Source organism: Microseira wollei NIES-4236 (assembly GCF_020521235.1).
GTDB lineage: Bacteria > Cyanobacteriota > Cyanobacteriia > Cyanobacteriales > Aerosakkonemataceae > Microseira > Microseira wollei.
This window is the reverse complement of sequence record NZ_BLAY01000030.1, coordinates 1-12,931: the sequence shown is the minus strand read 5'-3', so window position 1 is coordinate 12,931 and position 12,931 is coordinate 1. Positions and strand designations below refer to the sequence as shown.

The window sequence follows — 12,931 nt, the reverse complement described above, 5'->3', positions numbered from 1 at the left end:
GCGTTCCCTACTTTTCTAAGTTTTATGCTGACTTGGCTTGACGCTTGGCGATTGTCCGGCGGACAGGTTTGGCGATCGCACCACAAGCAGCAGCTGTTAATAAGCCTAATACAGTAGAAGGTTCGGGGACGGGTTGGGTAGAACTAGACGCGCTCTTGATGCGATAAATTCCCCCACTATAGTCAGCGACGAGCAATCCTTCTGAGTCGGCAAGAATATCTAGGGGATTCTGGAATCCATCCGCAACTAAACTAACATCCCCGGTACTGGGATCGACTAAGACAACATCCCCGTAACTGAGGGAATTTTCTCCATCTGTTTCTACTATCGGGCCTTTATTAAAGCGGGTAATAAAGGCTTTGTTCTGGAACTGTATCGGTAGTTTATTACCCTTGTAAAAATCAAAACCATCAGGCGATGCGGATGGCCCTAAACCCTTGGGGTTTTTCGGGTCATGCAGAATAAATGAATCGGTAAAAAGATTATCAAATGTTGTCGATGTTACCCGGTTTTCCGGAGCAAAGAAACCTGCGGCTAGAGCTTGCGGGTTGTTTCGCCCGTTAGGATTAGCGTAGCCGTAATCTGCTAGTGGAGCCACCTTAAAAAACTGGTCGTAAACGTCATCACTCAAGTCGTTATCAAGCGAATAGTTGGGACGGGTATTGCTGGTTCCATCACCATTAGAATTAGCTCGATTATAGTTGTTGGTCATCCATAGATTGCCGTCGCGGTCAAAGGCAATACCAAAAGGATTTCTCGCTCCTGAAGAATGTACAATTAGTTTATCTTTTGCGGTTGAAGTATAGGGACTGCTGTTGGTGAGAAAATCCAAACCACTCAACAGGTTACCGTTGTTATCTCTTAATTGAGCCGCATTCGGGATGCTGGGAACTAGAGTCAGATCTTGAATCCAAGAAATCGTCCCACCGTATGATGTTTCACCAAGGGAATCGTTGCCTGAAAAAATTACATTGGTGCCATCAATCGTGCGGTTTCCGATGCCGATGTAGAGTGTATTACCCTGAATTTGAATTTGGTCTACCGTATTGTCGCCTGAGGGTATTCCCTCAACAATATTGACATTGGTTTCGCCTGACTCACCCCATATCCCGTTGATGTTGTCATCGCTGAGGCGAACAATTTTGTCATAAGCACTGAGATACATTGTATTGCCAAGGAAGCCGATGCCAAGACCGCTGATATTTGTTGCAGTCTTGCCATCGCTCAAAATGCCACTGTTGAGGTCGTAGGCGAAGCTATACACCCCTCGATTTTGCGTGATGGCATAAAGACGCTTGTCAGGACCAAACGCCATCTGCGTAATTCTACTGGGATTGTTATCAAAAAAAGAACCGCTAATCCGATCAATCTGAAGTTGATTCTGGAACGGCGGAGCAATAGTGGCAGCATTTGCTACATCGGGAAAACCCAGACAAGTTAATGCTATTGCGCTGAAGGAGCGCCATAGCAAGGATTTAGTGCTGTGCATGATTTGATAACTTCTGCTTGTACCCTGATTTTTTTGATTTGTTTGAATACCATATTATAATTCCCTTCACCGAAGAAACACTGGTTTACCAAATCTTTAAAACATATCTCGTTAAACCTGCGTAAGTAGTAATACTTAAAAATAAATAGACAGCACATGGCACGGTATCCGATTAGGATAGACTCAAGGGTCTACGAGGGAAAGCCATCCACCAAACACTGGACAAAGCTGGACAACCATTACCTGTGAGAGATAGCCAGTCTCAGTCCTTCTTTGGACTACGTTAAGGGGGTGATGATACCCAAGGGTGCTTTCGGTGCCTTTGGCTCTATCGTCAAAGATTAAACAGATCTATTTTGGTTAAGTCAGTGTCTTTGACTGAAAAAGCCCTTTTAACCTTGACGAGGAAAACATTACCGGAGCAATCCGAGTTGGTTTTCTAGGTTTCCCATCAAAAAACCTAGTTCAAATTCAGTTATGTATGCTTTGCGACCTTTCTCCACTTAATCAATAATTAGAGGCGTACCGATCGCGAGGTGCGATGATGGAAGCGATTCAAACACCAATCTCAAAACCATCGATTCGCTGGCCTATACTGCCAGACGACTTTGTATTACCCGATGACCCCGTGGAAAATATCGATCAACCCCTACTAGCTGCCGCACTAAGACAGCCATTAACAGCATTTCCTCAGTTAATGGAAGATGCAATTGTTGTATCAAATATGGCTTTGTGTGCTTCTGTAGACGAGCGAATTATTTGCAAAGCACCGGACTGGATGTATGTAAAACCCGTCAACCCTTGGCAGTCAACCCAACCCCGTCGCAGTTATACACCCCATACAGAAGGAACAATTCCGCAAATCGTGATGGAGTTTCTTTCTGCTACCTACGGTGAGGAATATTCGGTTGAGCATACCGAGGGTGTGGGCAAGTGGTATTTTTACGAACAGGTAATCAAAGTTCCTTATTATGCAATCTTCCGACCGACGACAGGACGGCTGGAGGTTTATGCTTTAGAGTCGGGGCGTTATAGTCAGCAAACACCCAACGAGTTTGGGCGCTATTGGATTGATGGATTAGACTTGTACTTGGCAGTCTGGGAAGGAACCCACGAGGGTAGGACGGGCTACTGGTTGCGTTGGTGGAATAGTTTGGGCGATATTCTGCCATTCTCAGAAGAACGCGCCCAAGAGGAACGTCAACGTGCCCAAGAGGAAAGCCAACGGGCCCAAGCGGAACGCCAACGGGCCCAAGAGGCAGAGGCGTTGCTAGAACGGGAACGACACAAAGCACAAGCAATGGCTGCACGTTTGCGCGAAATGGGGATCGATCCGGAACAGTTGTAGGGGGGTGGTTGAAGTGATGGAAAAATTAGCAGAATTTAGGGAATTTGAATATCAAGGATGGCAACAATCTGCTGATGAGTATCATTATTCTTTTGGTTCTCTAACTTTGCAAATGATTGAACCTTTGCTGAATGCTGTTAATGCTCAACCTGGGATAAAATTACTCGATGTTGCCACTGGGCCTGGTTATGTAGCCGCCCAAGCCGCGCAACGTCAATGTCAAGTAACTGGATTAGATTTTTCTGAGGCGATGTTAGCCAAAGCTAGAGAAATCAATCCCGACCTTAATTGGGTTCAGGGAGACGCAGAATCTTTGCCTTTTGAAGCAGGAGAATTTGAAGCGATCGCGATGAATTTTGGGATTTTGCATTTGGCTGAACCCCAAAAAGCAATTAACGAAGCTTTTCGGGTACTGCGCGGTGGCGGTAAATTTGCCTTTACTGTCTGGGATGTTATGGAAAAATCCATCGGCTTCCAGCTAATTTATCAGGCGATTCAAACTTATGGCGATCCAGATGTGCCGATGCCGCCGGGGCCACCATTTTTTTATTTTAGCCAGCCAGAAAACTCGATCAATGCATTGGAGAATGCGGGATTTACCAACCCTTTAGTCGAGCAAATACCTTTAATTTGGGAATTAGAAAGCGCCGAGCATTTTTTTGCAGCTTTTTATAAAGGTACAGCTAGAACAGGTGGTTTGCTGCGGCGTCAACCTGAAAAAAATCTGGAAAATATCCGCGCCGCCATTAGTGAAACAACCCTGCCTTACTTGAAAGATAATAAACTGGTTGTACCAATGTCGGCTTTAGTTGTATCGGCTGAAAAATTGTAGTTGGAAAACACCTATGGTTTCATCTATTGACCCCCAATTAGCGATTCAAAAGTCACAATCGACAATCTCACTTCCTCAACCACCTACGTTTGAGCGATTCGAAGATGAACGCCTGCATCGCAAACAACGTTTAGCCGCTGCTTTTCGTCTGTTTGCGCGCTACAGATTTGATGAAGGAATTGCCGGACACATTACCGTCAGAGATCCGGAATTGACTGACCATTTTTGGGTTAATCCTTTCGGCATGTATTTTGGTCATATCCGAGTCTCAGATTTGATATTAGTTAACCATAAAGGTGAGATTATCCAGGGCGATAGACCCATCAATGCTGCGGCTTTTGCGATTCACGCCCAAATCCATTTTGCCAGACCTGATGTCATAGCTGCTGCCCATGCTCATTCTCTCTATGGTAAAACTTGGTCAACCCTGAGGCGCATGCTTGACCCCCTGACTCAGGATGCTTGTGCTTTCTATGAAGATTGTGCTTTGTTTGAGAATTACACTGGTGTAGTGTTAGATCCAAAAGAAGGTTCGCGCATTGCTGATATTTTAGGAAAAAAGAAAGCAATTATCCTTTGCAATCATGGCTTGCTAACTGTGGGACATTCAGTTGATGAAACTGCTTGGTGGTTTATCGCAATGGATAATTGTTGTCAAGCACAATTGATGGCTGAAGCAGTGGGCAAACCAACTTTGATTGATGCCGATATTGCCAAGCTAACCTATAGCCAGGTAGGAACTCACTCGCTAGGTTGGTTTAGCTTCCAACCTCTGTATGAAATGATTGTTAAACAAGAGCCAGATTTACTCAATTGATCTATTTAACTCAAGTTGCTAATTGCTAATTGCTAATTGCTAATTGCTAATTGCTAATCCTGGATTTTTACCAATCTCGCCATTAGCCATTAGCCATTAGCAAAGCCCTTGTTTATAACTAGCAACTTGCGTTATTACCTATGGCTTCCAAAAATTTTAATTGCTGATATAGCATCGTTATCTGAGGCACTGGGACGCCGACTTGTTGCGCTGCGCGCATTGGGTTGCCAAAAATGGCTTCTATTTCCATAGGAAGATGAAAGTCATAGTCGAGTTTCATGCTAGTAAGGTAGGGTTTCATTTTAACTGTATCTTCCAGCCTTTTTTGGATGAAACTCTCGTCTATCTTCAGGCCACATCCAAAAGCAGCAGCTACTACTTCTCGCATTAATTGTTCAGCCATTTTACGACCGTGTAGGTCAGCCATGATGGCATCTGTTTTGGCATTTAATACTACTGATAGACCGTTAAAAGGAATATTCCAAACTAATTTTTTCCAGCGCGTCAGCATTAAATTTTCTTCCATCTGGATGGGAATGCCAGCTTGCTCAAAATCAGCGGCAATCTGACGCATTGCAGTCGTAATTCCTTGCGGTTTACCGTCAGTGCCATAAGCGGCTAGCTGAATCTGACCGTAATCGATATGATGAATTTTACCCGGACTAATTTTGTTGGAACAGATAAAGCACAGCCCTCCCAGGATTTCGATATCTTCCCCCACAACCGAGGCAATTTCAGGTTCAATTCCCAATCCGTTTTGCAGGGTTATGACAACAGTCCCTTGTTTGATTAAAGGTGGCAATAAGTCAGGCAGTAGGTGATTTTGAGTGGTTTTCAGGGCTATCAATACGACATCACAACGAGGCATATCTTTTACATCGTTGTAGGCATTCACCTGGGGTAAGGTAAAGTCGCCATTGATTGACGAAATCGCCAAACCATGCTTCTGGACGTGTTCGTAATCTCGGTGCAGCAGAAAATGCACCTCTAGCCCAATTTTTTGTAACAGAGATCCGTAAAAGCCTCCAATTGCCCCTGTACCTACAACGGCGTAGCTTCTTCCCATAAGTCAAGTTTCCTGGTTCTACTCTTGAGATGTGACGAGCGCTATTTTTTACCTTTACCCTAAATTGGCATCGAATAGAGAAGTAGCCAGGAGATCTTTAAGTCATGGGTTAGGGAAGCGGCGCGATCTTCGCTTGGCGCTTGAGTTGGGGGAGTTGTTTGCTATGACTAGGAATTAGTGCGATCGCTGCGTGAAATGGCACTCGCTGCGGAACAGTTGTATGGGAAAAGGGAATGGGGGAAGCGCTTCTTAAGCTGAGGGAGAACTAATCTGAGAAAGTAAAACCACCGATAAACCAGGAACTTGACTAAAGCTCTGGTCATTCGTCAGAAACGTGGTACATTGAGTCAACAATGCCGTTGCTGCATGGATAGCATCAGGTAGTTTAATGTTGACAGTAGCACGGAGTCTAGCAGCCTCAATTAACACATCGCGGTTAACAGGAATAACTGATAAATTTTGTGAAGTTCGGATGAATTGTTTATAGGTTGTCTGTTGTGCTAAGTCCTGATTTTGGATAGGTTTAACAAGTGCCTCAGCTAGTGACAGTTCGCTGGTTACAGCAGTCAAATTACCCTGGTCTATGCTTTGGAATAGCTGGGTTAAGTCTTGAATGTAAGCTGGATATCCTTCTAAGGCATAGATCCAGATGTTGACATCCAGGTAGACTAGATTGCCTTGAATTGCATCTAGGATTCCCATGAATCCCGTTCCTGACGAATAAATTGATCCGCTGACTCTGGGGTGGGGAAAATGCCTTTTGCTGTTCCAATAAAACTGGTTAAAGACTTTTGAGGAGCATCGGTATCGGGTATTGTTTCTAGAAGTACAATAACCTCTACAGTTGCGCCTGCTGGCAGTTCTAGAGAACGGATTTCTACTAGACCACCAGATTGTACTATTGCCTTTTGTCTAAGTTCAGTAAGCATTAGCATTCATCCCGTTCGGTGGAGGAAAGTTACAGTTTAATCATAACTTGGCTTGCATTGGAAGCGAGCGATCGCATTTTGATCTCAAGCAATGCCTTAAACTTGAAAGCCTTTCACAATGCGAAACGCGAAGCGGCGCGATCTTCGCTTCGCGCTTGACTGGGATAATTTGGCGAAGGGTTTCCATCTTGAGATGGGAGAGTTGTTTGCTAAGACTAGCAGGATTTACGCAGGCGGGCCAAAAACAAAGGTGATGCGTCAATCTCGCGACTCTAAACCCACGATTTTTCCTATCGCCCTTTGTTTTTTTGCTTAAGTCCTCGACTAGGATAGAGTGCGATCGCCAGCCTTAGCCGCCAGATTGTGCGAAATGGGACTCTACCCGAAACAGTTGTAGGGGAGAAGGGGATGCGATCGCACGAGCAAAACTAGCTTTCTGATTGCCTTAAACGTTCGTATCGAGCGAAAATATCGTTTGTAATCTTAGTCGCTGTTTGATTGTGGCTGGCTAGGCACAAGGCATATAACACCGAATTGGTGGAGTTTTTCATCAGAACTGGTTTGCTGACGTACTCAAAAAGCGATCCCAATTGTTCTGCATACAAGCTTGCCAACTCTTCCGCTTTGATAGTTTCGCGACTTAGAGTAGGTTCTAGCGAGGGAAACAGACTTAACTGTCTTGGTGGTTGATATATTTGATCGAGCCAATTAGTGCTGCCCATAACTTTGTTTAATTGTTCTAATACTTCCCCCTCTGGACGTTGATCTCTAGGCAGGAGGCGAGTAACCCCCATTACAGAAAAATTTACAAAGATATCACAAGTTCTAGTATTTGCTAATTTTCTAACTGTTTCCCAATCTACTTGTAAGCCATAAGGATCTAAAAACACAAAAGCACGCTGCTTTGAAGCATAAGTAATTCGCGGAATTATATCGTTACACAAGATTTCGTTACAGTTTCCCTGACGAATCTCAATCGTACAATCTGGAAACTCGTCACGCAGTCCTTGTATACGATCGATACGTCGCGGTGAAACATCTATAAACCAGTAAGCATCAAATTTAGGTTCTGTTTGTAAAGCACGTAAAGGAGAACCATCAATATATCGCTGTTCATCTTCTTTAGATCTGGGTCTAACAGAACCTGCAAAAGCATCTATATAATAGTAAGCCTTGAGCCAGCTTTGCTTTTGTTTGTTCATAATCGCAGAGTAAGCTTTGAGATATTTTGCCAGTAAATCTAGCTTCTCCTCAGACCAACGCCCGATAATGTCCTCACCCTCACTACCAAGCCGACTCATTTCTAAACTCTCTTTATTTAGCAGGAATTAGATATTCTGGTTTTAACTCAATTAACTTTTGTTGTCTAGAAGATTTCTTTGGGGACTTAATCTTGTGCTGATTCCAAGCATCTGGCATTTCGTCCCAAGTGCGTCCATCGAGTATCCTACCACCTGCTTTCGAGTACCTTCCTCCCCACTGCTTGAAGAAAAAGGCAACCTCTGCTTCCCGTGTTTGCTGCAAAATCTCTCTTACCCATTCTGGTTGCATAGGACGATGGTTATATCCAGATTCACCACCTACAATTACCCAGTGAATATCTTTCAGATCTAAATCCAACGCTCCCAATAAAGGCTCGCATGAAAGAAAGCGAACCTTTGCTGGTACTTGCCGCAAAGCATCAATTCTATAAGTATATTTTTGGCTTTCTACAGATACACCTACCCAAATATTTTCACACCATTCAAGATGGGGCGCTAATTCTAATAAACGGCTTGAGCGCTTAGTTAGGATCTGATAGATATGCCACGGAGTTTCTCCCATCACGCTAAAAACTTCCTGTAAGTAAGAAAACGGCACATCTTCGTGAAAAAGATCGCTCATGGAGTTGACAAAAATACGACTAGGGGTACGCCATCGCTTTGGTTGTTCTAGTCGTTCTGGATGCAACGTCAGCTTAAAGCCTTCTGGAAAAGTTTTAGGGAAGCGTTCGGTAAGTGCTTCAGCATAGCAATAGCGACATCCTGGGCTTACCTTGTCACAACCAGTTGTTGGATTCCAGGTTTTGTCAGTCCATTCAATACCAGTGTTGCTGCTTGACATCTCGCTAGTATATATCTTTTTTTTGGACTGTTCGCCACCTTAATTATAGTACAAAAGATCTATATAGACTAACGAACCATACCGACAGTAAGAACAACGCTATCATAAGAAAAAGTTAAGTTATGTTAAGAACCTTGACTGCGACTTTCACAGCACCAGACAGCCTCACCCTGCCAACCTCTTGGCACGCCCTCACGCCGATCTGGCAAGGGGGAGAAAGTATTATCCAGCAAGGATTGCCCCATTCGCAACTCGCACCGACTTGGCAATTGTTGCTTCTGGGAGACGGTTCCCCGACGCGCCACTTGCAATTGCTGACAGGGGAGAAGACCGAAGTAGATTTAATTGATATGTCTCCTGTGGGAATGAACCCAGATGGCGCACCTGAACAAATGCAAGTCGTGCCGGGACCGCGCGTCAGACGACAAGTGTGGTTGCGGACAGCTTCTGGGCAGCGGTTAGCTTATGCTTGTTCTTGGTGGGAAGCTAGCCACGTGGACGAGTATTTGCAAAATCGTTCTATTCCCGTTTGGTTGAGTTTAGAAAAGCTGCGAACTGAGTTGTATCGCGATGTTCAAGGCATTTATTACGGTCACTCTGAGGCGTTAGAAAAGGCTTTTGGACATACTGGGCCATTTTGGGGTCGCCATTATTTGTTTTGGCATCATAAACAGCCTTTGACGCTAATTTATGAGGTGTTTTCCCCTTATTTGACTAAGTATTTGGGGCCAATGCAGGGGGAGCAATTTTAGATTTTAGATTTGAGATTGCCGATTTGAAATTTACTTCAATTTACAATCTAAAATCTGCAATCTTAAATCTGCAATTAGCTAGCAGCTACTTTCCCATTTGCCGCCAGACAAGATCGCTTCCCTTTCTCGCAGCAATTTTTCTTGACATTTCTGCCATATTTGGTGCAGAAATAGCTTCACCGCATCATTATATTGCTTGCCGTATTTCTTGCTATCTCTAGAAATTGCACTCTTCAAAAAGTTTAGCTGCTGCAAAGTTTCGCATTTTTGCATGTGGGAAGCTAGAGCATTTTTCCACTGTTCTAATTTGCGATAGCTGATAAACTGCCCGCCTCTATCCCGGCGATGGACGAAAAGGACGTAATGCCAGCGTTGGATATCTTTGATCGCAGACTCAGCAATCCCCAGGAATTTGGCAATTTGACCCTTGGTGATGCGGAATTTGGCGGCGGGTTGAATGCGGTTAAACAAGGCTGTCATGGTTTATACATCCTTTCTCATCCGGCTGAGCGGCAATTCTTTGCCTAAATACACTATCCACTATTTTGAAGCAAAAGTCAATATACACGATTTGGGAAAAAGGGTGAGATCGACCAACAGTGACAGCGATCGCGCTAGAATGCTTGTATTATCGAAGGATTCAGGATTTTAGAGGCTTGTGTCTGGTGGTTATGCCGCGTCAAACCAAGAAAAACCAACCAATAGTCCGATTTGACAAGGTGGGAATGGTAAAAGTTGGGCTAATTTTGAAAACAGCCCGCGAACAGAAAGGCTTAACGCTGGATGAGTTATCAGACCTCACCGGGGTTGGGAAAACCAGACTCAACGATGTGGAATTGGGAAACGGCAATAAACTGATGGTAGATACGTTGGAAGCGTATCGGCGGGTTGTTCTGCCCAAAAATCCGCAGAGTGGTAATGTTTATCAGTGTTGGGAATTGCTGGAAATTGCGATGATTTTTGAAGATCCGCCGGAATTGGAAAAGCAAGAAAGGGTTTAGAGGAAGGGGAAGCTGGCGCTGGATTTAACTAGAAACCAAAACGGGGAATGCCACCAAGAGATACAATCCACAATATCGTTAAACAAGCCCTGGTCAAGGATGGCTGGGAAATCACCGACGACCCCTATGTTATCTCTTACGGTGAGCGATTTTTGTTCGTAGACTTAGCTGCAACTGACCCAATTCAAGGACAGTTCATCGGTGCTGCACGAGAAAATAGCCGCATCGCTATTGAAATTAAAGAATTTCGGGGACAATCAGCAATTGCCGACCTGGAACAAGCGCTGGGACAGTATATTCTGTATCGGCTTTTGCTCAGTAGAATAGATGCAGAACGCGAACTTTATCTAGCTGTAACAGATATTACTTATAGCGAAATTTTTAGCGAACCAATTGGCGAACTCGTTATCGCTGAAATTCCTCTAAAAATGCTGGTTATCAATTTACCAACAGCCGAGGTGCAACAATGGATACCACCGCGACTTATCGAGACATCGTAAAGCAGGTTATTCTTAAATACGCTAAACTGCGTCCCTCTCACGGAGATATCCGACTCGATGCCGTATTTGATGAAACTCATGACCGCTATGCGCTGATGCAAGTCGGTTGGGATAGGGGACGGCGCGTGAGGGGCAACCTAATTTATGTCACTTTGCAAGATGGAAAAGTTTATATCGAATACGATGGGATGGAGCATGGGATTACTCAAGATTTGATTGAGAAAGGAATTTCCCCAGATGATATTGTTTTAGCTTTTCTGCTCCAATCTCCGTTGGCTGTTAGCGTTTAAATTGCTATAACCCGCAAGCTGCTGGTCAGATGCTTCAGCGTCAGTGCCAGGTATCGGAAAGCCAGACAGGGCATGGTTTCGAGGAAATCGACCCTGAAATCAATCTTTTCGATCCGCCGTAAGCCTTAGATGTTACAGTTTACAAGTCTCGACGCGAGAAAAGAAGATTTGTATGTCTCGGCGGACCGAGTAGACCGCACGCACCACCCAACCACCCCCCACCCACCACCGCCCCCCGCCTCTCGGGAGATGACCCAGGGGGGCATTGAGGGAGAAGGTGAGGTCATTGTAGTTTAACCATTCGTCTTTCACACGCCATCCTAGGCGATCGCCCAGGCGGTGTTCTGTTTCTAAATCCTCTACATCGCCCACTTCTTGCCAGATGCGCTTCTGCACGCTAAAGCCGAAGCGCCCATTGCTGTATTTTACCCAAAGCTGGTCAATGGCGCGGAGGTCTTCACAGGGAAAGTTTTGGATGGAATCGGAATCTAGCCAGCCTTCTTTTTCTCTCCCAGCCACCTGAAGCATCACCTTTGCCGTTTCCTTATCCGCCTCTTTCCACTTCCCAGCTTTAAGCAAATCCCGCAATTTCTGATATCGCGCTGGAACTTGTTCGCTATCCTCCTGACTGGGGAACAAAGCCAACCAATCCGAAACAGACTGAGGACGCTTTTTAGCTTCAAATTCCATCCCCGCAATAATAGCCCGATTCAATTCATCGCTGAGACTGGCGACGTGACTTTGAGGCGGAATTAATTCCTCACCATCCCTGCGGTCATAAGCCTTCGTCGGATATTCACCCGTTACCGCATAGTACAGCGAAGCAGCCAGGGTATAAATATCCACCCTTGGGTCGCTATAGCCTGGTTTTTTGTTTAGTAACTCATAGGGTGCAAATATTGGATTCCCAAATAGTTTTGAACTAATGGAAATAGGAACAATTTCTACCGCCAATCCAAAATCAATCAGCACCGCCGAAACAGAATTTCCCCCTGTAGAATTTGACCGCAGCATAATATTGCCAGGGTGAACATCCCGATGCACGATGCCCTCGCGATGCACAACATCCAAAGCCGAAGCAACTTGCCGGATATATTGTACCGCTTCTGCTTCCGGTAGCTTGCCTCGACTGCGGACTAAATGAAACAAGTTCTCCCCTGGAATAAACTCCATCACCAAACAGGGAGTATTTCCTTCATCAAACAGGTCATTCACCGAGACAATATGAGGATGGCGGCAGCGCTGACACAATTGAGTTAGTAACCGTCCTTCTCGGCGAAACTTTCTCACATAACTGGTATATTCCGGGTCGTTTTGTAGGGTTGGATCGGGCGTTTTGAGGACAATATGGGTATTAAACTCGGCGTGCAGTGCCTTGTAAGTCATTCCAAATCCCCCCCGTCCCAAAATGGTTTCTATTCGGTATCTACCGCCCTGTAACTCCTGCCCATCCCGAAACATAGCTGAAGTTTGTTTGATAACTAAGTTAATTTTTACACAGCAGTCTGGTTAAAATCCGGGCTACGGGAATCCTGACGAGTGAAGTTGGGGATACAAAACCAAAGATGCGCGTCGGGGCACGGCAATATAGGTATTTCGGTTTGAGGTTGATGATTGCTGATGCCGTGCCCCTACAGTGTGATATCACAGATGCGCGTCGGGGCACGGCAATATCGATATTTCGGTTTGAGGTTGATGATTGCTGATGCCGTGCCCCTACAGTGTGATATCACAGATGCGCGTCGGGGCACGGCAATATCGATATTTCGGTTTGAGGTTGATGATTGCTGATGCCGTGCCCCTA

16 protein-coding genes are annotated in these 12,931 nt (G+C 45.0%); 8 read left to right on the top strand and 8 right to left on the bottom strand.

The features are described from left to right. Positions 1-22: 22 nt before the first annotated feature. Positions 23-1,489 (bottom strand): PEP-CTERM sorting domain-containing protein, encoded by a 1,467-nt coding sequence (locus MiSe_RS11780; RefSeq protein WP_226579184.1) that lies wholly within the window; start codon positions 1,487-1,489, stop codon positions 23-25. 541 nt (positions 1,490-2,030) lie between these two features. On the opposite strand from MiSe_RS11780, the gene MiSe_RS11775 reads away from it, so the two are divergent. Genes MiSe_RS11775 through MiSe_RS11765 form a run of 3 tightly spaced genes read left to right on the top strand, consistent with a single transcriptional unit; the run spans position 2,031 to position 4,486 of the window. Continuing rightward, complete coding sequence (locus MiSe_RS11775) at positions 2,031-2,837, top strand: Uma2 family endonuclease (RefSeq protein ID WP_226579182.1); 807 nt, start codon at positions 2,031-2,033, stop codon at positions 2,835-2,837. 16 nt (positions 2,838-2,853) lie between these two features. After that, the gene (locus MiSe_RS11770; RefSeq protein ID WP_226579320.1) at positions 2,854-3,669 is read left to right on the top strand and encodes a class I SAM-dependent methyltransferase; all 816 of its coding nucleotides are present in this window, start codon (positions 2,854-2,856) and stop codon (positions 3,667-3,669) included. Between the two features lie 13 nt (positions 3,670-3,682). Further along, positions 3,683-4,486, top strand: a complete 804-nt coding sequence (locus tag MiSe_RS11765) for a class II aldolase/adducin family protein (RefSeq protein ID WP_226579180.1) — start codon at positions 3,683-3,685, stop codon at positions 4,484-4,486. A gap of 118 nt (positions 4,487-4,604) precedes the next feature. Here MiSe_RS11765 and MiSe_RS11760 read toward each other — a convergent pair whose 3' ends face one another. The 5 genes from MiSe_RS11760 to MiSe_RS11740 form a co-directional block, all read right to left on the bottom strand. Beyond that, positions 4,605-5,552 carry a putative 2-dehydropantoate 2-reductase gene (locus tag MiSe_RS11760; protein ID WP_226579178.1) on the bottom strand — a complete coding sequence of 316 codons (948 nt, stop codon included), beginning with the start codon at positions 5,550-5,552 and terminating at the stop codon, positions 4,605-4,607. A 249-nt stretch (positions 5,553-5,801) separates the two neighbouring features. Further along, entirely contained in the window at positions 5,802-6,254 is a 453-nt protein-coding gene (locus MiSe_RS11755) for a type II toxin-antitoxin system VapC family toxin (protein WP_226579176.1), read from the bottom strand. Continuing rightward, complete coding sequence (locus MiSe_RS11750) at positions 6,242-6,481, bottom strand: hypothetical protein (protein ID WP_226579174.1); 240 nt, start codon at positions 6,479-6,481, stop codon at positions 6,242-6,244. Before MiSe_RS11750 ends, MiSe_RS11755 begins: the two co-directional genes overlap by 13 nt. Before the next feature lie 428 nt (positions 6,482-6,909). After that, positions 6,910-7,782 (bottom strand): three-Cys-motif partner protein TcmP, encoded by an 873-nt coding sequence (locus MiSe_RS11745; protein WP_226579173.1) that lies wholly within the window; start codon positions 7,780-7,782, stop codon positions 6,910-6,912. 13 nt (positions 7,783-7,795) lie between these two features. Next, positions 7,796-8,584, bottom strand: a complete 789-nt coding sequence (locus MiSe_RS11740) for a DUF5131 family protein (RefSeq protein ID WP_226579169.1) — start codon at positions 8,582-8,584, stop codon at positions 7,796-7,798. Positions 8,585-8,718: 134 nt separating this feature from the next. On the opposite strand from MiSe_RS11740, the gene MiSe_RS11735 reads away from it, so the two are divergent. Then, positions 8,719-9,336, top strand: coding sequence for a chorismate lyase (locus MiSe_RS11735; protein ID WP_444980486.1), 618 nt, complete (start codon positions 8,719-8,721; stop codon positions 9,334-9,336). Positions 9,337-9,414: 78 nt separating this feature from the next. Here the strand turns inward: MiSe_RS11735 and MiSe_RS11730 are convergent, their stop codons facing one another. Continuing rightward, on the bottom strand, positions 9,415-9,816 hold the full coding sequence (locus tag MiSe_RS11730) for a hypothetical protein (protein ID WP_226579164.1): 402 nt from the start codon (positions 9,814-9,816) through the stop codon (positions 9,415-9,417). 119 nt (positions 9,817-9,935) lie between these two features. On the opposite strand from MiSe_RS11730, the gene MiSe_RS11725 reads away from it, so the two are divergent. Genes MiSe_RS11725 through MiSe_RS11715 form a run of 3 tightly spaced genes read left to right on the top strand, consistent with a single transcriptional unit; the run spans position 9,936 to position 11,127 of the window. Beyond that, positions 9,936-10,337, top strand: coding sequence for a helix-turn-helix domain-containing protein (locus MiSe_RS11725; RefSeq protein WP_226579161.1), 402 nt, complete (start codon positions 9,936-9,938; stop codon positions 10,335-10,337). A 47-nt stretch (positions 10,338-10,384) separates the two neighbouring features. Further along, positions 10,385-10,837: a XisH family protein gene (locus MiSe_RS11720; RefSeq protein WP_226579158.1), complete on the top strand. Its 453-nt coding sequence runs from the start codon at positions 10,385-10,387 to the stop codon at positions 10,835-10,837. After that, positions 10,804-11,127 carry a XisI protein gene (locus MiSe_RS11715; RefSeq protein WP_226579155.1) on the top strand — a complete coding sequence of 108 codons (324 nt, stop codon included), beginning with the start codon at positions 10,804-10,806 and terminating at the stop codon, positions 11,125-11,127. The genes MiSe_RS11720 and MiSe_RS11715 overlap by 34 nt, the downstream gene beginning before the upstream one ends. Positions 11,128-11,259: 132 nt before the next feature. Here the strand turns inward: MiSe_RS11715 and MiSe_RS11710 are convergent, their stop codons facing one another. Beyond that, a complete protein-coding gene (locus MiSe_RS11710; RefSeq protein ID WP_226579152.1) occupies positions 11,260-12,588 on the bottom strand; it encodes a serine/threonine-protein kinase in 1,329 nt (442 codons plus the stop codon). Positions 12,589-12,692: 104 nt separating this feature from the next. On the opposite strand from MiSe_RS11710, the gene MiSe_RS11705 reads away from it, so the two are divergent. Continuing rightward, the gene (locus MiSe_RS11705) at positions 12,693-12,833 is read left to right on the top strand and encodes a hypothetical protein (RefSeq protein WP_226579149.1); all 141 of its coding nucleotides are present in this window, start codon (positions 12,693-12,695) and stop codon (positions 12,831-12,833) included. Positions 12,834-12,931: the final 98 nt, after the last annotated feature.